Source organism: Aliiglaciecola sp. SL4, from assembly GCF_041538045.1.
Lineage (GTDB): Bacteria > Pseudomonadota > Gammaproteobacteria > Enterobacterales > Alteromonadaceae > Aliiglaciecola.
Genome location: NZ_JBGOSE010000001.1, coordinates 532,798 through 555,669, shown reverse-complemented (window position 1 = coordinate 555,669; position 22,872 = coordinate 532,798). Strand labels below are relative to the sequence as shown.

At 42.6% G+C, this 22,872-nt stretch carries 18 protein-coding genes and 1 tRNA gene; 9 read left to right on the top strand and 10 right to left on the bottom strand.

The features are described 5' to 3' along the window. Positions 1-401 precede the first annotated feature (401 nt). From AB6T38_RS02525 to AB6T38_RS02515, 3 genes are all read right to left on the bottom strand, one after another. Positions 402-1,325 carry a pirin family protein gene (locus AB6T38_RS02525; protein WP_372545759.1) on the bottom strand — a complete coding sequence of 308 codons (924 nt, stop codon included), beginning with the start codon at positions 1,323-1,325 and terminating at the stop codon, positions 402-404. A gap of 8 nt (positions 1,326-1,333) precedes the next feature. Further along, entirely contained in the window at positions 1,334-1,891 is a 558-nt protein-coding gene (locus AB6T38_RS02520; protein ID WP_372545758.1) for an NADPH-dependent FMN reductase, read from the bottom strand. Positions 1,892-1,952: 61 nt separating this feature from the next. Next, positions 1,953-2,819: a pirin family protein gene (locus AB6T38_RS02515; protein WP_372545756.1), complete on the bottom strand. Its 867-nt coding sequence runs from the start codon at positions 2,817-2,819 to the stop codon at positions 1,953-1,955. Positions 2,820-2,943: 124 nt separating this feature from the next. Here AB6T38_RS02515 and AB6T38_RS02510 point away from each other — a divergent pair, with 124 nt between their 5' ends. Next, a complete protein-coding gene (locus AB6T38_RS02510; protein WP_372545755.1) occupies positions 2,944-3,849 on the top strand; it encodes a LysR family transcriptional regulator in 906 nt (301 codons plus the stop codon). A gap of 771 nt (positions 3,850-4,620) precedes the next feature. Here the strand turns inward: AB6T38_RS02510 and AB6T38_RS02505 are convergent. Further along, positions 4,621-4,697: transfer RNA gene (locus AB6T38_RS02505), tRNA-Pro, on the bottom strand. 270 nt (positions 4,698-4,967) lie between these two features. Between AB6T38_RS02505 and AB6T38_RS02500 the strand changes: the two genes are divergently transcribed. Then, a complete protein-coding gene (locus AB6T38_RS02500) occupies positions 4,968-5,654 on the top strand; it encodes a PEP-CTERM sorting domain-containing protein (protein ID WP_372545754.1) in 687 nt (228 codons plus the stop codon). Positions 5,655-5,715: 61 nt separating this feature from the next. On the opposite strand, the gene AB6T38_RS02495 is transcribed toward AB6T38_RS02500, so the two are convergent. The 3 genes from AB6T38_RS02495 to apbC all read right to left on the bottom strand — a co-directional run bounded on the left by AB6T38_RS02495 (position 5,716) and on the right by apbC (position 7,738). Beyond that, positions 5,716-5,985 carry a phytase gene (locus AB6T38_RS02495; protein WP_372545753.1) on the bottom strand — a complete coding sequence of 90 codons (270 nt, stop codon included), beginning with the start codon at positions 5,983-5,985 and terminating at the stop codon, positions 5,716-5,718. A gap of 71 nt (positions 5,986-6,056) precedes the next feature. Next, a complete protein-coding gene (gene dcd / locus AB6T38_RS02490) occupies positions 6,057-6,647 on the bottom strand; it encodes a dCTP deaminase (protein ID WP_372545751.1) in 591 nt (196 codons plus the stop codon). Positions 6,648-6,736: 89 nt separating this feature from the next. Beyond that, on the bottom strand, positions 6,737-7,738 hold the full coding sequence (apbC, locus tag AB6T38_RS02485; RefSeq protein ID WP_372546041.1) for an iron-sulfur cluster carrier protein ApbC: 1,002 nt from the start codon (positions 7,736-7,738) through the stop codon (positions 6,737-6,739). A gap of 177 nt (positions 7,739-7,915) precedes the next feature. Between apbC and metG the strand changes: the two genes are divergently transcribed. Continuing rightward, positions 7,916-9,964 (top strand): methionine--tRNA ligase, encoded by a 2,049-nt coding sequence (gene metG / locus AB6T38_RS02480; protein ID WP_372545750.1) that lies wholly within the window; start codon positions 7,916-7,918, stop codon positions 9,962-9,964. Between the two features lie 96 nt (positions 9,965-10,060). Here the strand turns inward: metG and AB6T38_RS02475 are convergent, their stop codons facing one another. After that, entirely contained in the window at positions 10,061-10,840 is a 780-nt protein-coding gene (locus tag AB6T38_RS02475) for a methyltransferase domain-containing protein (RefSeq protein WP_372545749.1), read from the bottom strand. 76 nt (positions 10,841-10,916) lie between these two features. Between AB6T38_RS02475 and gloB the strand changes: the two genes are divergently transcribed. The 3 genes from gloB to AB6T38_RS02460 are packed head-to-tail and all read left to right on the top strand — an operon-like array spanning position 10,917 to position 14,536. Next, a complete protein-coding gene (gloB, locus tag AB6T38_RS02470; protein ID WP_372545747.1) occupies positions 10,917-11,711 on the top strand; it encodes a hydroxyacylglutathione hydrolase in 795 nt (264 codons plus the stop codon). Positions 11,712-11,754: 43 nt separating this feature from the next. Next, entirely contained in the window at positions 11,755-13,446 is a 1,692-nt protein-coding gene (locus tag AB6T38_RS02465; RefSeq protein ID WP_372545746.1) for a LysM peptidoglycan-binding domain-containing protein, read from the top strand. Positions 13,447-13,480: 34 nt separating this feature from the next. Continuing rightward, positions 13,481-14,536: an ion transporter gene (locus tag AB6T38_RS02460; RefSeq protein WP_372545745.1), complete on the top strand. Its 1,056-nt coding sequence runs from the start codon at positions 13,481-13,483 to the stop codon at positions 14,534-14,536. Between the two features lie 499 nt (positions 14,537-15,035). Here AB6T38_RS02460 and cysS read toward each other — a convergent pair whose 3' ends face one another. After that, a complete protein-coding gene (gene cysS, locus AB6T38_RS02455) occupies positions 15,036-16,412 on the bottom strand; it encodes a cysteine--tRNA ligase (protein WP_372545744.1) in 1,377 nt (458 codons plus the stop codon). Between the two features lie 201 nt (positions 16,413-16,613). Here cysS and AB6T38_RS02450 point away from each other — a divergent pair, with 201 nt between their 5' ends. From AB6T38_RS02450 to AB6T38_RS02440, 3 genes are all read left to right on the top strand, one after another. After that, the gene (locus tag AB6T38_RS02450; RefSeq protein WP_372545742.1) at positions 16,614-17,108 is read left to right on the top strand and encodes a peptidylprolyl isomerase; all 495 of its coding nucleotides are present in this window, start codon (positions 16,614-16,616) and stop codon (positions 17,106-17,108) included. Positions 17,109-17,149: 41 nt separating this feature from the next. Then, positions 17,150-17,881: a UDP-2,3-diacylglucosamine diphosphatase gene (gene lpxH / locus AB6T38_RS02445; protein ID WP_372545741.1), complete on the top strand. Its 732-nt coding sequence runs from the start codon at positions 17,150-17,152 to the stop codon at positions 17,879-17,881. Between the two features lie 1,208 nt (positions 17,882-19,089). Then, positions 19,090-21,174 carry a M13 family metallopeptidase gene (locus AB6T38_RS02440; protein ID WP_372545739.1) on the top strand — a complete coding sequence of 695 codons (2,085 nt, stop codon included), beginning with the start codon at positions 19,090-19,092 and terminating at the stop codon, positions 21,172-21,174. 88 nt (positions 21,175-21,262) lie between these two features. On the opposite strand, the gene AB6T38_RS02435 is transcribed toward AB6T38_RS02440, so the two are convergent. Next, positions 21,263-22,798, bottom strand: a complete 1,536-nt coding sequence (locus AB6T38_RS02435) for a methyl-accepting chemotaxis protein (RefSeq protein WP_372545737.1) — start codon at positions 22,796-22,798, stop codon at positions 21,263-21,265. Positions 22,799-22,872: the final 74 nt, after the last annotated feature.

The following is a 22,872-nucleotide window of genomic DNA, read 5'->3' as shown; positions in this document are numbered from 1 at the left end:
CTGTAAAACGAAAGGTAAAAACCAATTCTCAGAAGCTTAACCTGCAAATGTAGGGGAATTATGTAGTGATAAAGTTTTTTTGTAGCATGGCCTTTAGGCCACGGGTATTTAAGCCACGAACATCAAACACCGCCAACGCGGGACTAAAGCCACCGCCTACAGGATGACAAAATAGATAAAAACAACCCGTAGCATGGCCTTTAGGCCATGGGTACTTAAGCCACGAACATCAAACACCACAAGCACGGGGCTAAAGCCACCGTCTACAGGATGGCAAAATAAATAAAGACAACCTGTAGCATGGCCTTTAGGCCATGGGTACTTAAGCCACGAACATCAAACACCGCCAACGCGGGGCTAAAGCCACCGCCTACAGGGGTGGCTAAACAAATGAACTAGCGTTAACTCCCCAACAATGGGTAAGGTATAAACTCTGTTGAGTCATTGGGTATGTTAGGAAACTTTTTATCAATCCATTGTTGTTTGGCAAGCTCAATTCGCTCTTTTTTGCTGGAAACAAAGTTCCAATCAACATAGCGTTCACCTAGGTGCTCGCCGCCAATTAATGCGATCTGACTATCTTGTGTTGCTTTCACCACGACATTTTCTGCTGAATCTAACACCACCATTGTATGCTGAGTCACTGGGGTATCTTTCAACTTAACATCACCCGAAACCACATACAGTCCTCTTTGGGCCGCATTAGATAATTCCAACGACTGCCCTGCTTTTATTTGCGCTTCAATATAAAGGGTTGGGCTAAAAGTTTTCACCGGTGACGTTACACCATAAGCAGAGCCTATCATTACGCGGATTGCCACACCGTTAATTTCCAACTGAGGTAAGGTATTTGCCGAATAATGATGAAACGAAGGTGCTGTCTCTTCATCTTTTTCAGGTAAGGCTAACCAAAGTTGTAGACCATGAACCGAATGAGGCCGATTTTTCACATCTGCAGATTCGCGCTCAGAGTGAACCATGCCGGAGCCAGTTACCATAAGATTTAAATCTCCTGGACGAATGCGCTGTTCACTGCCAATTGAATCTCTATGTAAAATTTCACCATCAAATAAATAGGTAACGGTGGCAATATTAATGTGCGGATGTGGCCTAACATCAATGCCTTGTCCTGGAGAGAAAGATGCTGGCCCCATATGATCAAAGAAAATAAAAGGACCAATGCTTTTTACCTGTTGATTAGGTAAGGTTCGACGAACAGAAAAACCGCCAAGATCTTTTTCCTTAGGATGGATTAGCTGCACAATAGCACCGCAACCGGATACCAACTCACAGGGCATTTCTACCACTTGACTTTGATTACTCATATTCACTCCTAAGATTTTAATTGAACACGCCAGGAAACTAATGCTGACATCAATTTCCCAATAAAATCACGAGTGGATTGATCGGTTAGCTTGCCGTTTTCATCAAACTTATCGTGCACCGACGCTATCATCACTTCGGGTTTATTGATTATATGCACATCCAAATAAATCATAATTTGTCGCAAGTGATATTGTGCTCTAGCCCCGCCCAATATACCCATACTAGCACTCATTAAGGCTGCAGGTTTACCCGCAAATGGTTGAGGTTGTTGTCTGGAAAGCCAATCGATGGCATTTTTTAATACCCCAGGAACGGAATAATTGTATTCAGGGGTAGCAAATAAAATAGCATCGGCATTCGCCACTTTTTGGGCAAGATCCAGCACGGCTTTTGGAGTCTGCTCACCATCCAATTCTTGGTTGTAAAGGGGGAGAACGCTGATATCCAATAGCTCTAGGGTGGTATTTTCTGGCAACAGCTCTGATGCTGCCTTAACGGCAGCCGTATTATAAGATGATTCTCTTAAGCTTCCCGAGAAAGCCACAATATGTGTTGTAGTTGTCATTTTCATTCCTCTGCAATTTAAATTAACTGTTTAAAAAAGATCAGAACGCATTTAGAGGATTCTAAATGCGCGCTAAGTTACCGAATTTTCCAGTTTGGAAGTCAGTAAAAGCTTGTTTTATCTCGGCATCACTGTTCATTACAAATGGACCGTAGCCAACGATAGGTTCATCAATTGGTTTACCTGCCAAGACAAGCAATTTGCTATCATCAATGGCTTCTACTTCAAGTCCCTCACCGGATTGGGATAAAATTATCGTTCGCTCTTTCGATACCACCTGCCCATTGACCTTTACTTTGCCTTCACGAACAATCACCAATGCCGACCATCCATCTGCAATTGGCAAGGTGTAACGAGCAGTTGCCTCAATCTCACCATCAGCCACCAAAATAGGGCTGTGAGTTGAAGCAGGTCCTTTCAGACCGTCAAGTTCACCAGCAATGATCCGTAATGCCCCTTTGTCATCGGGCAAGATGACAGACGGAATTTGTGCCTCAGTAATTTCCTGATACTTAGGCGTATTCATCTTGTCGCGCTTAGGTAGATTGACCCATAATTGCATCATCTCTAACTTGCCACCGGATTTGGCAAAGTCGTTTGTATGAAACTCCTCGTGTAAAATTCCCTTGGCTGCCGTCATCCACTGAACATCACCGGGGCCGATTACACCTTGCTCACCTGTGGAATCTCTATGTGCTACTTCACCGTGGTAAACGATAGTGACAGTTTCAAAACCTCGATGAGGATGCTCTCCAACACCACGAATATGCTCTGATGGCGAAAATGACATTGGCCCTGCGTGATCAAGTAACAAAAAGGGACTCACCCTTTTGCCCATTCCTTGATACGAGAACAAGGTTTTGGCAGGAAAGCCATCGCCGACCCAATGTAGCTCTGGCGCAGAAAACACGTTTTCAACCTTTTTCATCATTTACTCCTCTATTTCAACTTGGTTATTAGCTTAATATATGAACCAAATATTGAGTAGATAGCAAAAATAGGTATCATAGTTCTATAAATGAAACGATGAATTGAATGGCGAGGTAAAAGCGATGCAGGATCTCAATGATTTTTACTATTTTGTGAAAACCGTGGAACACGGTGGTTTTGCCCCCGCTGGACGAGCCTTAGGTATTCCCAAATCGAAACTGAGTCGCCGCATTGCAGCGTTAGAAGAAAATTTAGGTGTAAAACTAATATATCGCTCTACTCGTCAATTTCAGGTAACAGAAATTGGTTTGAAGTTTCTGTCACACTGCCAAGCCATGTTAGTAGAAGCCGAAGCGGCGCAAGAAGCGGTGGAATTTACCCATGCAGCCCCCTGCGGCACGATTAAATTGTCGTGTCCTATCGCATTGCTGCATGTTCACATTGGCGAGGTGCTGGCTGATTTTATGGCTAAATATCCAAAAGTGAATATTCAGTTAGAGGCCACAAACCGGCGCGTAGATGTGATAGGAGAAGGAGTTGATGTGGCAATTCGCGTGCAACCCCCTCCCCTCGATGATAGCGAGCTAATTCTCAAAGTTCTTTCAAAAAGAGGAATATGCTTAGTCGCCAGTCCTGAATTAATTAACAAATATCGCGAGCCCACACGGCCAGAAGAGCTATCCGCGTGGCCAAGCTTAGGATTAGGCCAACCACAACATCACTATAATTGGACACTTTACGGCCCTAAGAATGAAGAAGCCATAGTGCCCCATACACCCCGTTATGTAACTACCGATATGATTGCATTGCGAAACGCCGCATTGAAAGGTGTAGGCATAGCACAGTTGCCATTATTAATGGTGGCAGACCACTTAAAAGCCGGATCATTAGCGCCATTGTTAGCGGATTGGCAACCGAAAAAAGATATTATCCACCTAGTCTATCCATCTAGACGAGGTTTACTGCCAGCAGTACGAGCCTTAGTCGATTTTATCGCCGACTACTACCAATCATTCGAAGAAGAATAAATTACAGCGCTAACCCACCACCCACAAAAATGAAATCTGTAGCATGGCCTTTAGGCCATGGACACAGCCCATTAAACCACAATCAAAAATCAACAACCGCGGGGCTGAAGCCACCGCCTACAAGGACGGCAAAATAAAAACAATCTGTAGCATGGCCTTTAGGCCATGGCCCCCCAATAAACCACTATCATAAATCAACGACCACGGGGCTAAAGCCACCGCCTACAAGGACGGCAAAATAAAAACAATCTGTAGCATGGCCTTTAGGCCTTGGCCCCCCAATAAACCACTATCATAAATCAACGACCACGGGGCTAAAGCCACCGCCTACAGGATGACAAAATAAATGAAAATAACCTGTAGCATGGCCTTTAGGCCATGGCCCCCCAATAAACCACTATCATAAATCAACGACCACGGGGCTAAAGCCACCGCCTACAGGATGACAAAATAAATGAAAATAACCTGTAGCATGGTCTTTAGGCCATGGGCACAGCCCATTAAACCACAATCAAAAATCAACAACCGCGGGGCTAAAGCCACCGCCTACAAAAACCATAAAATGAAACCCACAATTTGTAGCATGGTCTTTAGGCCATGGGCACAGCCCATTAAACCACAATCAAAAATCAACAAATGTAGGGTTAAAGCGACCGTCGACAAGAATGTCAAAACAAGAATAAAAAGGGTAAATTGGTACTATTTGGGTTTCTAAAAAAAATGAAGAGTATTTGAAGTGTTTCTTACTACGCCATGAGACAGGTGATTAATTGGTCGGTGTGAGAGGATTTGAACCTCCGACCCCTGACACCCCATGACAGTGCGCTACCAAGCTGCGCTACACACCGACCGAGCTGCGCAGTTTACTTATTTTTCGACACTTTGCAACGGCAAATATCGATTGCTATCGTTAATTGTTGATAGATTAACCAGTTTTCCATTCATTTAGCAGTTTAAGGAAGTATTATAGATAAAGTGTCGGATTATTTAACATAAATTAAATCAAATACCCCATTAAAATTAACAAATATTTTAAAAACAAATAGTTAGTAACTTGGCAGTATTTATGCTTGTTTTTTGTACACCTGTTTAAATTCATTAAATAAAAGGACAAATCAATGAAATCAATCACTCGGGTATTTAGTACAACTTTGCTTTTTTTCCTTTTTAGCTTAAACGCATACAGTTATCCGGTGTATTGGACCGATTGGCTCAGTGAAGACTCTCCATCTTCGGCTAGTGGGCAACTAGATATTGGCGGCAGTATTATTGATGTATCTTATACAAGTAGTAGTAATCATTACTTTACCCAAACCACGGGGGCAGGCACGAATTATTGGAGCGGCGATGCATATACCAATGGTGGTATTGATAATGCCCCTTCCGCTGCAGAACTCATTGCTTTAGGTAGTGCAGGCGAAGTTACCATTTCTTTCAGTTCTGCAATTGAAAACGTGTATATCGCAATTAATAGTTGGAATGGGCAGGATGCGTTATTTAGCACACCAATTGAGTTTGAAAGCACAGGCTCTGGCTACTGGGGTAACGGCACCGCTACTATGAATGGCAGTGGTGACGGGTTTACCGCTAGCGGCGAATTACATGGTGTTATACTTGCTGCAGGAAGCCATACCTCAATTAGTTTTACACACCTAACTGAAGTTTGGCACGGTTTTACCATAGGCGTTGCCGGTGAAGCAGATATTGTTGACCCCGACCCTGACGATATTCCAGAACCCTCTTTAATTGCAATTTTTGCCTTAGGGTTACTCATGTTAGGTCGACGCCAACTAAAACAACACTAATCGAAATTGCTTTACCTACATTCGAACAGCCCCGATTTAATGGGGCTTTTTTATGTTAAATTTATAACCATTGCCTTAAAAGCTGCTTGATTAACTTTCCATCCACCAGCTTAAAGTTCTGAGGGGCGTTGGGTAGGCGGTTTCGTCCATCTTGAACCACCAATAAACCATTTGGCAGCTTGGAACCTAAACTGACAGACGTGAGCTCCAAACCATCGGTTTCGGAAACGCCACCTAGTCCTGCTACAAAATCTATATCAATGGGAAAACTAGCTAAATAATGAGTATTATCGTCTAATGGGAAGACACTAAATTTCCGCCGTTCGGTCAAACGTTGGACGGGATTAACCCCAAGTCAGCTTAGAATGACCATCCACAACTGAGTGAGTTAAACCTAACTAGTTAGGATTTATCGTCAGCGCTGATTCGGCTGGCAATAGCCCCATCTTGATTACGATATTTTGCATCAGCGCGACTGCTATAGGGTTTTTCAGCATAATCAGACAAGACTTCAAAACTGATAGCACCAATTTTCATCTTAGGTTTTAACGCCAGTGGTAGTTTACCGCTATTGAAAAACTCTAAAACAATATTTCCCGACCAGCCTGGATCAATACGGTGGGCGGTAACGTGTACCATCAAGCCCAAACGCGCCAATGACGAACGTCCGTCTAACCAACCAACTATATTCGCTGGTAAGGTGACAGATTCATGGGTGACGGCTAGGGCCAATTCCCCTGGGTGAAGGAAAAAGGCTTTGTCATCGGGTACAACAATTTCGTCACTCATTACCGTATTCATGGCTTCTTGAACTTCCGCTTTAGGGCCACTAAGATCGATAAAAGGAGCGGTATGATCTTCGAAAACCCGAAACTTATTGCCAAGTCGGATATCCACGGTTACACCACTGATTTCAGAATAATCAGGTTCAGGAGAAATCGAAATTTTGCCTTCTTGTATGTATTGAAAGATATCTTTATCACATAAGCGCATGAAATATTCTCTGTAAGTGTACCGCGCAACCTGCGGTGTTTGGTTTAAAGCTCAATTCGCGCACATTATGATCGCCAATGTGCCCTTGTTCAATGTTTTTCAACAATTGGAATGGAATCATCGTTATTTAAGGTTTTGTTGTAGGCAAGTTGTTGTGACATTTTTTTCGCTGCGTGTAAATATCCTTGGGCCAGTTCACTATCTGGCTGGGCAATAATTAACGGCGTACCTTGGTCAGCGTGCTCGCGAATTTGAATATCTAAGGGTAGCTGGGCGAGCAATTCTAAGCTTTGCTCTTTTGCTAAGGCCTGCCCACCACCACTGGCAAACACAAACTCTTTGTTGCCGCATTTACGGCATTGGTAATAGCTCATGTTTTCCACCACCCCCAAAACCGGAATATTCACTTTGTTGAACATGGCAATGCCCTTTGTGGCATCGGCCAAGGCGATATCCTGAGGTGTTGTCACCACTACCGCAGCCGTTAAAGGTACCATTTGTGCCATGGTTAATTGAATATCCCCCGTTCCTGGTGGCATATCCACAATCAAATAATCTAATTCAGGCCATAGAGTTTCATTAAGAATTTGCTGTAGCGCTTTACTGGCCATGGGCCCACGCCACACGGCGGCATCTTCATTTGGTACTAAATAACCAATGGAATTTGCCACCACCCCCTGACAACGTAAAGGGATCATGTGTTTGTTGTCTTCGCTTTGGGGTTTTGCATTGGGATTGCCCAACATAATGGGCACCGAAGGACCATAAATATCTGCATCCAAAATCCCGACTTTTGCCCCTTGTGCCTGTAACGCAAAGGCCAAATTAACCGCAGTGGTCGACTTGCCCACGCCGCCTTTACCTGAGGCTATGGCAATAATGTTTTTGATCTTATTAAGGCGATTGACTTTGGTTTTTTTCACGGCGATTTCACAGCTTAAGATCACCTTACTGGCATCCAACCCCAATTCATCGATACCGTCCAATATCACCGGAAAATCTTGTTCACAGACAAAGGGGAAACAAAATTGCAGATTCTGCGCTGTTTGGGTCAGACAATCCAAGGTTTGGGTTTCAGACAAGCTCAACATTTGGCCAATGAGCTGACAAATTTGCTGTATCTGAGCCTGATTAAAGATGATATTCGACAAAGGTGACTCCTTTTGATGCAATTTATCTGAATTTCTGTCGTTTTACTAATGCATTAAGGCTGCATTTTCGTTACCATTTGCGTCCTTTTTTCAACTAATCAAGACTCGTAATCAAACATGCCAAATCAGCCACGTAAAATACTCGTCACCAGTGCCTTACCTTATGCCAATGGTTCTATCCATTTAGGCCACTTACTGGAACACATTCAAACTGATATATGGACACGTTATCAACGAATGCGAGGCCACCAATGCTACAGTGTTTGTGCAGATGATGCACATGGTACACCTGTTATGCTAAAAGCCCAGGAGTTAGGAATAACCCCTGAACAAATGGTAGCGCAGACACGTGCGGAACATCATCAAGATTTATTAGATTTTCATATTGAATACGATAACTACTATGTTACCCATTCGGATGAAAACAAAGAGCTTTGCGAAGAGATTTATAATCGCTTAGATAAATCCGGCTATATTAGCAAACGTACTATTAGTCAGTTGTATGATCCGGAAAAGAACATGTTCTTGCCAGACCGTTTCATCAAAGGTACTTGCCCGTCTTGCAAAGCGGAAAACCAAAATGGCGATAGTTGTGACGTTTGTAGCGCAACGTATAGCCCAACCGAAGTGATCAACCCTCGCTCTGTGGTTTCTGGTGCTACGCCTATTTTGAAAGATTCAGAGCATTACTTCTTTGACTTGCCTAAATTTGAAAACATGCTTAAAGATTGGCTTGTTAGTGGAGCGTTGCAAGAAGAGATAGCGAATAAACTAAAAGAGTGGTTTGACGAAGGTTTGCAGCAGTGGGATATCAGCCGCGATGCACCTTATTTTGGATTTGAAATTCCTGGCGCACCGAACAAATTCTTCTATGTTTGGGTAGATGCCCCAGTGGGTTACATGGCAAGTTTCAAAAACTACTGTAACCAACACGATATTGATTTCGATAGTTTTTGGAATCCTGACTCTGATGCTGAGTTGTATCACTTTATTGGTAAAGACATCACTTACTTCCACTGCTTGTTCTGGCCAGCCATGCTAGAAGGCGCTGGCTACCGTAAGCCTACTGGGGTTAATGTGCACGGTTTTGTCACCGTAAATGGGGCCAAAATGTCTAAATCTAGTGGTACCTTCATTAAAGGTCGTACTTATCTAGATCACCTAAACCCAGAATATCTACGTTATTATTACGCATCTAAACTGAGTGATGGCGTCACAGATATTGATTTAAATTTGGAAGATTTTGCCCAAAAAGTAAATTCTGATTTAGTCGGCAAAGTCGTTAATATCGCCAGTCGTTGTGCTGGGTTTATTACCAAACGTTTTGACGCTACCTTATCGGATAATGTTATTGAGCCTGAATTGCTTGCCCAATTTAAACAGGCATCTGATGACATTGCCAACATGTATGAAAAGCGTCAGTACAATCGTGCTATCCGTGAAATTATGGCACTGGCAGACAAAGCCAACCAATTCATTGATGCCCAAGCACCTTGGGTTACCATCAAAGAAGAAGGCAAAGAGCAATACACCCATGACGTTTGTTCATTGGGTATCAACTTGTTCCGTATCTTAGTGGTTTACCTGAAACCTGTGTTGCCAAAATTGGCAGAACAAGCGGAAGCTTTCCTTAACGACAACCTTGATTGGGACAGTGCACAACGCGACTTGGGTAAACACCAAATCAATAAATTTAAAGCCTTGATGCAGCGTGTTGATATGGACAAGGTGAATGCAATTATTGAAGACTCAAAAGAAAATCTTGAGCCTAAGAAAGCCCCAGCGCCTGCTCCTAAAGCATCGGCAGATGCCAGCCCATTGGATAAAGATCCCATTGGCGAAACCATTAGCTTTGACGACTTTGCTAAAGTCGACCTGCGCATCGCTAAGATAGCCAAAGCCGAGCACGTGGAAGGAGCAGATAAATTACTGCGTCTTCAATTAGACTTAGGCGGTGAGACTAAACAAGTCTTTGCCGGTATTAAGTCGGCTTATCAACCTGAAGAGTTGGAAGGTAAGTTAACGGTAATGGTGGCCAACTTAGCCCCTCGTAAAATGCGTTTCGGTTTATCTGAAGGCATGGTATTAGCAGCCGGTCCTGGTGGCAAAGATCTTTGGATTATGGAACCCCATGAAGGCGCACAACCTGGTATGAAGGTGAAATAAGCGGTTCTACTAGGGTTAAAATAATCATCTAAAGGCGTTCATTAGAACGCCTTTTTTTATGGCCGAAGAGATAACCTAATGGCCGTGGGCAACGCTTTAACGGCTATCCGCGCTATTTTTCTGCATTGATGTCCGCACACTTGCCCCCACCGTTGAAAACTTCGGAGAAGGTTTCCATTTCGGCTTAATTAAAGACAGAGGAACCACACGCTTTTTAGCCACTATGACGTAAATACTGGAAAAAATAGGTAAATACTGCCGACAAAAGGACTCTATAGCGGAAAAAATCCGTGATTTACGTTTAAACAGCAGACTAGAGAACACTAATTGATGTTGCTCTATGGTTTCGAACCCAAGTAAATGCAACCAGTCATTTATGCGCATACTGCTAAAAAAGCGGGCTTCTCGTAACACCTTATTCGACTTTAAAGGTAGATAGCGAAAAATGCCGGCCAGGCTAAAAGGGTTGAAACCAACAATTACAACATGACCATTGGGAATTAAGGTTCTATCCACTTCCCTTAAAATTTGATGGGGGTCTTTTGAAAAGTCTAATTCATGGGCTAACAAATAAGCATCAATACTATTTTCGCTAAAGGGCAACTCATGGCTTTTGGCAATCACTTTGCCCCCTTTGAAGTTTTGATGTTGCTCAAGACACTTATCATCAACCACGTTAACAATGTGTTTGATAGCACATTCCGGTAAATCGATTTGACTGCTCAAACAGCCTAATTTAACCAAATGATAACCAAAAAAGCGCCGACTGCTTATTTCTATGCTAGTTTGCACATGCTGTTTCATGTCTTCACCCACGGGCAAAGCTTGCCAAGATGTAGGGTAAATCGGTTTTTTAGAAATTAAAGCAGGCTTCATATTGTCCAAACAATTGCGCAGCTACCAACAACTTCTTATAGTACAACACTAGCGAAGCGACACAAGCAAGGTAATTATGTCTCAAACAACACAAACTCAGTTAAAGCTCTCAGTTTTTCCAATTCCCGCTTTCACCGATAATTATATTTGGTGTATTCATAACGGTGTAAATTGTTGGGTGGTTGACCCCGGTGATGCCAAGCCAGTTATAGATTACATTCAAGCAGAAGGTTTGACCTTAAAAGGCATTTTAATCACCCACCATCACAGTGATCATACAGGTGGAATATTGGCTCTAGTTAAATACGCTCCACAGATCCCCGTACTAGGACCAGAGTATGGTAGTATTCAAGGCTTAACAACAAGATTGCAAGATGGCGACTCAGTGGTGCTCGATTTCTTGGATCTTGAATTAGCGGTGATAGAGGTACCAGGTCATACCTTGGACCATATTGCTTTTTACGGTCAAAATATGTTGTTTTGTGGAGATACCTTATTTTCAGCGGGGTGTGGAAGGCTGTTTGAAGGAACCCCACAACAAATGTATGAATCTTTGGGGAAATTAATGAAACTCCCAGCACAAACTAAGGTCTATTGTACCCACGAGTATACTTTAGCTAATGTGGATTTTGCGCTAAATGTAGAGCCTGACAACAGTGCTTTACAGGCCTATGCAGATTGGGCAAAACAACAAAGAAAGCAGGGATTACCAACCCTGCCGTCGAATATCGAACAACAAAAAGCGATCAATCCGTTTTTACGCGCGCAACAGGATGAAATAAAAAATAATGCAGAACAATTTGTTGGCAAGAAGTTTTCCAACGAAACCGAGGTTTTCGCCGCCGTCAGGCAATGGAAAGACAATTTTTAGTGGCGCCAATGATAACGCTCAAACCGGAATTTTTAAAACCGCAATGAAAATGACTTCTTTTTCATTGTTAATGATATTAGCGGGTTGCCAAACTTTTATGGCGGAATCCCATGGGGAAACGGAAAAACAAACCCATCAAGAACAACTCATCGCCGAGCAAATATCAAAAAGCTGCAAACAAAAACATGCTTTAGCCGATGAACTTTTTGATTGTACCTCTGCTTCCCACGGCACCATTCCGGTCACTCACCCCACAGAAATAGTCGAAATAACCGTTGAGCCAGATAATTATGTAGAGTTACCCGCGGATGAAATTGCGGATAATAACGATTCATCTGAAAGCCCCGAGAACCTTTGGCTAAGAATTAAACAGCAATTAACCTTTCCTATTCCCGACAATGACCGCTTAAAAGCGCAAAAAAACTGGTACCTGAAACACCCTCACTATATGCAACGTGTTGCTACCCGTGCCAAACCTTTTATGCACTACATTGTTGAACAAATAGAAAAAAATCAAATGCCCCTAGAGCTGGTTTTTTTGCCCATAGTAGAAAGCGCATTTGACCCTTTCGCCTACTCCCATGGTCGCGCTGCAGGCATGTGGCAGTTTATCCCAGGTACCGGAAAACGCTTTGGTATGAAACAAACCTGGTGGTACGACGGCAGACGAGACGTAGTTGCATCCACTGAAGGAGCTATTGCCTACCTCACTTATTTGCATAATATGTTTGATGGTGACTGGTTACATGCATTAGCCGCATACAATTCAGGTGAAGGTAGAGTAAGAAGTGCCATTAGACGTAATAAAAAAGCCGGTAAACCAACGGATTTCTGGTCATTAGATTTGCCCAAAGAAACCCGTGCTTATGTGCCTAAGTTATTAGCCCTGAGCAGTATTTTAAAAGATGCAGATGATAACAACATTGTATGGACAGCCATCCCAAATAAACCTTTTGTAAAGGTAGTCGATGTTGAGACACAAATCGATCTTGCCTTGGCAGCGGATCTTGCAGGCTTAACCCTCAAAGAGCTACATTTGTTGAATGCAGGCTTCAACCGCTGGGCAACGGATCCCGATGGTCCTCACAGACTGCTTTTACCCATTGAAAGTGTTGAAAACTTTGAATTGGCGTTAAATAAAATTGAAGAAAATGAGCGCCTCAACTGGGTTCGTCACAAAATCAAAAGCGGCGACAGTTTATTGAAACTGGCTAAACAGTATCACACCACCGTCGATGTCATTAAAGGGGTGAATGATATGCTGGGCAATATGATCCGAGTGGGAGACTATATGTTAGTGCCTGTATCACTGAAATCTTTGGACTCCTATTCCCTATCCCAAGAGCAACGGCTAGCAACAACTCAATCTAAACCTCGCGGTAGCTACTCCTTAAATCATAAAGTAAAAAGCGGTGATACTTTTTGGGATCTCAGCCGCAAATACAAAGTTGATATGCGCAGCTTAGCCAAATGGAATGGCATGGCGCCAAATGACCCCTTGATGCCCGGCAAGGATTTAGTGATCTGGGTGAGACAGGTATCGGAGTCTCAGCGCAAAGATGCGGTAATGCGCACGCTAACTTACACCGTTAGAAAAGGAGATTCATTGGCTCGAATAGCAAACAAATTTAAGGTTAATTTGGGCGACTTAAAACGATGGAACCAAGATAAACTACGTAAGTATTTACAGCCTGGGCAAAAAATAAAAGTCTATGTGGACGTGACTCGCACCTAAGTGATTAGCGTAAGAAAGTGAAAAGGAATGAGCGATGCTGGGGTTTAATCGAAACAATCTGAATAAAAGCCATGAAGGACCATGGCTTTTACTCGACTTGGTAATGCTGGGATTACTGTTCATTAATCTTATTTGGATTATCTTTGATTCCCTTTACAGCACTGAAATTGTTAAACAATCATTGGCTTATGTGTCGGAATCTTTAGTGACAGGTTATGCGCCTATTCACAAAAACTTTTTGTTAATCGATTTGGCATTTGTTGCGGTTTTCCTGACCGAATTTTGTTTGCGCTGGATAATGGCAGTAATTAAAAAGACCTATCTAAGATGGTATTTTTTCCCGTTCATCCACTTTTATGATTTAATTGGTTGTATCCCCCTTGGGGCCGCGCGAATATTCCGATTCTTACGAATATTCTCCATTTTACATCGCCTGCATAAATATGAAATTATTGACCTTAGACGTACCGCCTTATTTCGCTTTATCGCATTTTATTACGATGTATTTGTAGAAGAACTGTCCGACCGCATTGTTGTAAAAGTCCTTTCCGATGCGCAAAAGGATATCGCTGCAGGCTCGCCTTTGGTGGAAGATATCACTAAAAATGTCTTAGCCTCTAGGCTACCAGTAATAACCCGATGGACAGCTTCGGTGATGAGTCATATTGGTGAATCGATTGAGCACAATGATCATGGTGAGTCTGTCCGTCAGCACGTGAGTAATAGTGTTGGCAAAGCAGTGACCGGCAACCCACAAATCTCAAGCTTAAAGTTAGTACCTGTGCTTGGCTCAACCATAGAACGCACCTTAGAGTCAGCTGTAACAGATATTGTGACCCAGTCTATAGTGAACCTGCTGAAAGACATGACCCCAGAAAAAATCGACGATTTTGTCAAACACGGAATTGGTCGTTTCTCAAGCGAAGATGAAGCGTTAGATGATGAAGTGCTGGCCGTGGTCAATGAGTGTATTGAGTTGATAAAACATCACGTTTCACAGCAGCGTTGGAAATCAGAGTTCGAAGAAAAAACACCCTCCAGTGCCGATTTGATCAAACAAACCGACCCACAAACGCCCCCGCAATTGTAGGTAGGGGATTTATCCCCTACGCACTTTTAAGGTCCATGGCCTAAAGGCCATGTTACAGGTTTGATTTATGCCCAGCGCACCTAAATATATTTCATGGCCTGTAGGTAGGGGATTTATTCCCTATGCATTTTTATGGTCCATGGCCTAAAGGCCATGCTAGGGGTTTGATTTACGCCCTACGCACCTAAATATATTTCATGGCCTGTAGGTGGGGGATTTATCCCCTACTCTTTTTGATGCTCCATGGCCTAAAGGCCATGCTACAGGTTTGATTTATTCCCTTTGCATTTGAAGGTATTTCTTGGCCTGTAGGTGGGGGATTTATTCCCTACTCTTTTTGATGCTCCATGGCCTAAAGGCCATGCTACGGGTTTGATTTATGCCCTACGCACCTAAATATATTTCATGGCCTGTAGGTAGGGGATTTATCCCCTACGCTTTTTATGCTCCATGGCCTAAAGGCCATGCTACGGGTTTGATTTATGGCCATAGAACAGGATTAGATTTTTCGCCAAGTGGTACCGTTGGCACCGTCTTCTAACACAACGCCCATTGCGGTTAAAGCATCACGGGCTTTGTCGGCTGCCGCCCAATCCTTTTCAGCTCTGGCATCATTTCGAGCTTTAATTAACCCTTCAATAACGGACGCTTCATCACCTTGGGCTGCCCCGCCTTGCAAATAATCCACAGGATCCATTTGTAAGAAGCCTAAGATATCCCCTAGTTTTAGCAATACACCCGCCAAATCTGATTTTTCTTGGCCACTGCTTTTATTAATATCTTTCACCAAATCAAACATCACTGCGAAAGCTTCAGGGGTATTAAAGTCGTCATCCATAGCGGCTTCAAAACGCTGTAAATAATCACCCTGGTGAATATCGGCTTGCAGATTAGGCTGACTATCACGCAAAGCAGTATACAGACGCTCTAAGGCCGATTTAGCCTGCTTAATGTTGTCTTCAGAATAACTTAACTGACTACGATAATGGGCAGACATTAAGAAATAACGCAAGGTTTCAGCATCGTAATCTTTTAATACATCACGCAAGGTGAAAAAGTTGCCTAGGGATTTGGACATTTTTTCCGAGTCAACTTGTACCATGCCTGCATGCATCCAGTAATTCACATAAGGTGTATCAAAGGCACAGCAGGATTGCGCGATTTCGTTTTCATGATGAGGGAAGATCAAATCAGATCCACCACCGTGAATATCAAAGTGTTTACCTAAATGTTTACTGTTCATGGCTGAACATTCTATATGCCATCCAGGACGACCTGGGCCCCAAGGAGACTCCCAAGAAGGCTCACCTAGCTTCACGGTTTTCCACAGCACAAAATCTAAAGGATCGGCTTTATCCGCAGAAACTTCTACTCGCTCACCAGCATTTAGCTGATCTAAATCTTGTCGACTCAACTTGCCATATTGCTCGTATGTACTGACATCAAACAATACATCACCGCTATCGGCTTGGTATGCGTGTCCTTTTTCGATCAATCTTTCAATTACATCGACTATTTCAGGCATGTGTGTAGTGACACGAGGCTCAACATCAGGCTCTAGCAGGTTAATCGCAGCAAAATCTTCATGCATTAATGCAATGGTGCGCTGTGTTAACTGAGCGGGCGTTTCGCCATTTTGATTGGCTCTTTGGATGATTTTGTCATCTACGTCGGTGATATTACGTACATAGTTCACCTCATAACCTTTGTGGCGCAAGTATCGCACCATAAGGTCAAAACTTAGATAGGTACGAGCATGTCCCATATGGCAAACGTCATATACGGTAATACCACAGACATACAACCCCACTTTTCCAGCCACCAAAGGCTTAAAAGTCTCTTTTTGTCGAGTGAGGGTGTTATATATTTGCTGCATTATATGAGTTCCAATTGGTTACTTTAATTTAGTTGCGGGATTCTAGCACTGACTCAAGACGACATAAACCAGCGTGTTAGCAAAAGTTCACACAAATTATTAATCCAATATGACAGCAATAGCTGAAATATTTTAATGATTGGGATACACTTGTTGGCTTGAACAATTTTTAAATCATTTCTTTATCCACAGGAACCCTTGATGGTAAAACTACATACAAACTATGGCGTAATCGTACTTAACCTTTTTGAAGACAAAGCACCGAAGACGGTTGAAAACTTTTTAAGCTATGTAAAAGATGGATTTTACGACAACACTATCTTTCATCGTGTTATAGATGGATTTATGATCCAAGGCGGTGGATTTGAACCTGGAATGGATCAAAAAACCCCAAACGAAGCCATTCAAAACGAAGCCAACAATGGCGTTGCCAATAATACTGGTACTATTGCGATGGCAAGAACCAATGCTCCTCACTCAGCAACCGCTCAGTTCTTTATTAACCTTAAAGACAATAGCTTCCTTAACTTCCGCAGTGAATCTATGGACGGTTGGGGATATTGTGCGTTTGGTGAAGTAGTAGAAGGCATGGATATCGTTAACAAAATTAAAGGTGTGAAGACCTCACGTCACGGCATGCACGATGATGTGCCGGTAGAAGACGTCGTTATTCAAAAAGCTGAAATAACGGAGTAAAAAATAAAGGCTGATTTTTATCAGCCTTTTTTGATCGTCTTATGCAGCCATATACTTATTTTATTTCCGATTTACACCTCAGTGCTCAACGTCCAGACATTACCCAATGTTTGGCGACATTTTTAGCTGGACAGGCTAAAGGCGCTGATGCACTTTATGTGTTGGGCGATTTGTTTGAATATTGGATTGGTGATGACGATCGAAACGAATTTAATGAACATGTAGTCAGTTTATTCAAACAACTAGCTGATAGCGGTATCCCTATCTTTTTTATTCATGGAAATCGTGACTTCTTAATTCGAGAAAAATTTGCCAATCGCGCCGGCATGACCATTTTGCCACAGCAACATGTTATCGACCTCTATGGCACCCCCACTCTATTGATGCATGGTGACGAGCTCTGTACATTAGATCTCGCCTACCAAAAGTTTCGCAAAAAAGCCCGAGGTTGGTGGTGGCCAAGACTGATTTTGACCTTGCCATTATGGGTACGCAGAAAAATAGCTGAAAAAGGCCGCAAAACCAGCCAAAAAAATCAGCAAAAGTTGAGTATGGAAATTATGGATGTCACCTCATCAGAGGTCGTCAACTTCATGCAGAAGTTTAACGTTCAACAATTAATTCATGGCCATACCCACCGCCCTGCAATCCATCAGCTTGTGGCAAATGATAAGCCTGCTCTTCGTATCGTTTTAGGCGATTGGTACGATCAAGGAAGTATGCTCAAAATTACGTCTAAATCCATTGATTTGACAAATGAGAGTTTAGGATAAACAAATAAACGATGTGATTTGCTTTATTCCCTACCCTTCCGGTGTGTTCAACGTTTCCATGGCCTAAAGGCCATGCTACAGGTTAGGTTTATCCCTGCGCTTTCTTGATATTGTTTGGAATTCCCATGGCGTGTAGGTGGGGGATTTATCCCCTACGTTTTTTGATTTCATCCGATATTTCCATGGCCTAAAGGCCATGCTACAGGTTGGATTTATCCCTGCGCTTTCTTGATATTGTTTGGAATTCCCATGGCGTGTAGGTGGGGGATTTATCCCCTGCGTTTTTTGATTTCATCCGATATTTCCATGGCCTAAAGGCCATGCTACAAGTTGGATTTATCCCTGCGCTTTCTTGATATTGTTTGGAATTCCCATGGCGTGTAGGTGGGGGATTTATCCCCTGCGTTTTTTGATTTCATCCGATATTTCCATGGCCTAAAGGCCATGCTACAGGTTGGATTTATCCCTGCGCTTTCTTGATATTGTTTGGAATTCCCATGGCGTGTAGGTGGGGGATTTATCCCCTACGTTTTTTGATTTCATCCGATATTTCCATGGCCTAAAGGCCATGCTACAGGTTGGATTTATCCCTGCGCTTTCTTGATATTGTTTGGAATTCCCATGGCGTGTAGGTGGGGGATTTATCCCCTGCGTTTTTTGATTTCATCCGATATTTCCATGGCCTAAAGGCCATGCTACAAGTTGGATTTATCCCTGCGCTTTCTTGATATTGTTTGGAATTCCCATGGCGTGTAGGTGGGGGATTTATCCCCTGCGTTTTTTGATTTCATCCGATATTTCCATGGCCTAAAGGCCATGCTACAGGTTGGATTTATCCCTGCGCTTTCTTGATATTGTTTGGAATTCCCATGGCGTGTAGGTGGGGGATTTATCCCCTACGTTTTTTGATTTCATCCGATATTTCCATGGCCTAAAGGCCATGCTACAGGGGTTGGGTTATCCTTTGTTTCCATAGCCTAAAGGCTAGGCTACAAGTTGGTTTTGTGCGCTTTGCTCCTAAATAATGTGTCATTTGTCTGACAACTATGTAATTTAGGCTGGTTTGTAGGTAGAGTGTGGCGGTTAATTTTAATTAATTTGCTTTATAAACTTCAGAATCCACTTGGTAAACAATGGACTCTAAATAAAGCATTTCATTTAGCTTTGTATTTTGATGTCGACATCATAAAGCAAAAAATTGAGGACATATGAAAAAAACACTTATAGCGGTAAGTATAGCTAGCGTATTCGTTCTGAGCGGGTGTAATAAAGCGACAGAAACAAGCAGCAACAATGAACAAGTTACAGCAACAACACAAACAAAAAAAGCTGAGTTAGGTAACTTTGGTATAGAACTAGATGCACGAGATGAATCAGTAAAACCCGGTGACGATTTTTTCCGTTACGCTGGCGGTACTTGGTACGATAATTTTGTTATTCCCAGCGACAAAGTGCGATATGGCGCGTTTACAAAATTAGCTGAGCGCAGCGAAAAACAAATTAAAACCATTATCGAAGAAATCGCGAATAACGCTGATGGCAAAGAACTAACACCTGAAGAACAGTTAATTGCTAACTTTTATCAATCCTATATGGACACAGAAACAGCAAATGCGAAAGGTATCTCTGCAATTTCTCCGGTTCTAGAAAGTATCAATAATATTTCAGACGTAACTGAGCTTACTGCCATGTTTGGTCGTGCTTGGCTAGATGGTTCTGCTAGCCCAATCTATGGTGGAATGTGGTTTAACCGTTTGAATCCAGATCAATACCAATTGTCTGTGGGAGTTGGCGGATTAGGCTTGCCTGACCGTTCATATTACTTAGAAGATACTGAACGTTTCGTGAAAATACGTGAAGCCTACGTGGCCCACATTGAAGAAATGTTGCATTTTGCAAAGGTTGAGAATGCAGCAGAAAAAGCGAAAAACATCTTAGCCTTAGAAACACAAATAGCAGAAGTGCAATGGCCACGTGAAAAACGTCGTGACCGAGATCTGACCCTAAACCAAATTCAGCGTGAGCAACTAGACACCGATTATCCAGGGTTTGATTGGAACACCTATTTTGCTGAAACAGGTTATAAAGTTCCGCATTTAAATATGTCACAACCAGAACCAATTAAAGACGTCATCAAGCTGGTTAACAATGAGCCGTTGTCAGTTTGGAAAGATTATATGACTTATCATACGATCACGAATCAAGCTGGCTTTTTGTCTGACGAAGTATTCAATGCAAACTTTGAATTTTATGGTAAGACACTCAACGGACAGCAAGAACCCCGCCCTCGCTGGAAACGTGCAATAGCGCAAATGTCAGGCACACAATCCCTTGGGTTCGCCATTGGTAAAAGTTATGTTGACAAGCATTTCCCTGCAAGTTCAAAAGCGCAAATGGCTGAACTCGTTGAGAACCTCAGAACAGCGTTAGGCGAACGTATTGATAGCTTGGAGTGGATGGGAAATGAAACTAAGAAAAATGCTCACGCTAAGTTAGCTTCTTTTCGTCCTAAAATCGGTTATCCAGATGAATGGCAAAGTTTTGATGGGTTAGAAATTAAAGCCGATGACCTACTTGGAAACGTGCTCAGAATTCGTAAATTCTTTAGAGACGATAGTGTGGCTAAAGAGCTTGAAAAAACCGACCGCGAGCGCTGGGGTATGTCTCCTCAACGCGTAAACGCCTATTACAATAGTTCATTTAATGAAATTGTGTTCCCTGCTGCAATTTTACAACCGCCGTTTTTCGATCCGAATGCAGATCCCGCAGTTAATTATGGCGGTATTGGTGCGGTTATTGGCCATGAAATGGGTCATGGATTTGACGATCAAGGAGCTAAGTCTGATGAAAATGGGATTCAGCGTAACTGGTGGACAGATGAAGATAAAACGGCGTTTCAAGCGCGTACAGATGCTCTAGTAGCTCAATACGATGGTTACGAGCCGATAAAAGGCAGCCACGTTAACGGCCAGCTTACGTTAGGTGAAAATATTGGTGATGTCGGCGGTTTAGCCATGGCGTACCATGCGTATAAACTAAGCCTAAATGGTAAAGAAGCTCCTGTGATTGAAGGTGTAACCGGTGATCAACGATTCTTTTTAGCCTGGGCTCAAGTTTGGCGTGAGAAACGCACCGAAGAAAGTCTGATGACCCAGCTGAAATCTGATCCCCATGCACCAGCTCGTTATAGAACGTTTGCGCCACGCAACCATGATGCTTGGTACAAAGCCTTTAACGTTCAGCCTGGTGATGCTCTTTATTTAGCGCCAGAAGAACGGGTACGTATCTGGTAGTAAACTGATATACAGCAAGCCCTAGTTTAGGTGCTTGCTGTTTTTCTCTTTTAATTTGCTTTACAACCTAAGTTTTAAAAACCTAGTCCTATCCAAATGTTAAGCCCAACGATGCCAGTACTTTCGCTTTGGTGTTAATATCATTTGAAGCTTGTTTCACAAAGTTAACCTGCTCTAAGTTTTCTTGGGAAATGTTACTAACACTTAAAATGCTTTCACTAACATCCTGAGATACAAGTCTCTGCTCTTCTGCCGCAGTTGATATTTGAAATGCCAAACCCGAAATCTCGGATATCTGCTGATAAACACCTTCGATTAGCTCTCTAGATTGTCTAGTATCAGCAACGCATTCAATCGCCGCATCTTTACCTTCATTCATAGATTTTGCCCACTGAAGCAAGGTTGTTTGAATTTCGTTTATCGAGCTTTGAATTTGCTCAGTGGCAGAATGAGTTCGGCTCGACAGTGCTCGAACTTCATCGGCCACAACAGCGAAGCCTCGTCCATGCTCACCTGCCCTAGCAGCTTCTATTGCCGCATTTAACGCCAGCAAATTAGTTTGATCTGCGATGCCCTGTATTTCACTCATAACATTTCCGATACTTTTCGCTTCTTCAGCCAATTGTTCAGAAGCATGGGCCGAGCTTTCTACATCTTCCGCCAAGTTAGATACTTTTTGCATGGTCTCAGTCATGGCTTTAGTGGCGTTTTCACAGCCGTGGTTGGCACTTTCAATTTTTTGCGAGGTCAAATTAATGTTATTTGCAACTTCACTAATGGACACTCCCATTTGTTCAATTGCTGCGGAGACTTGATGAACCTCAGCGGTCTCTTTTTCTACGCCATCTGTCGCCCTTTCTGCAGCAGATTTTAGCTCTACAACCACATTATAGAGGGATGATGAGCTGTCTATTACTCGGCCAATAATTGTTCGAATTGCCCCCTGATGCATTTTTGCTGGAAAATCTGCAACGCTAACAATGCCAGTACCGGAAAAAACAAATCGAGAAACACTGTCATAATCTTGTTGGGACTTTTTAAGGAAACCAGGTAAATTTAACATTTCATTTTTGAAGACCAAATAAGGTAATGCCAATAACAACACCGCGAAGTAAGGCATAAACATGGTTAAACCTAAAATGACAGCCCCTAATATCAAAAACAAAGCATGTTTAAATCGCCAATTTAACGCCCACTTGCTCTCTGCCTTCTCACCTTTGTTTAATTTGGCATATAAAGCTTCAGCACGTTTTCGATATTCAGGTTGCAAAAAACGACGGACAGATTGGAAGCCTTTTAAGTCGCCGTTTTCGTAGACTGGGGTAACGTAGGCATCAACCCAATAAAAACGCCCATCTTGGCAACGATTTTTCACCGCTCCACGCCAAGGTTGTTTGGCTTTTAATTTAGTCCACATATCAGCAAATGCAACTTTTGGCATTTCAGGGTGACGCACAATATTGTGATTCTTACCGACTAACTCTTCCCTAGTAAACCCTGCGACCTCACAGAATTTATCATTTGAATAAGTAACCACACCTCGAAGGTCTGTAACAGAGACTAACTCTTCATCTACTCCAAAAGTAACCTCTTGGTCGACAATATTTTGGTTACGCTTACCCATTAATCCTTCTCCATTTAATCCATGACCAACAACACTTTAAGGTCTTGAAATACATAACATTTATAATTATAAAA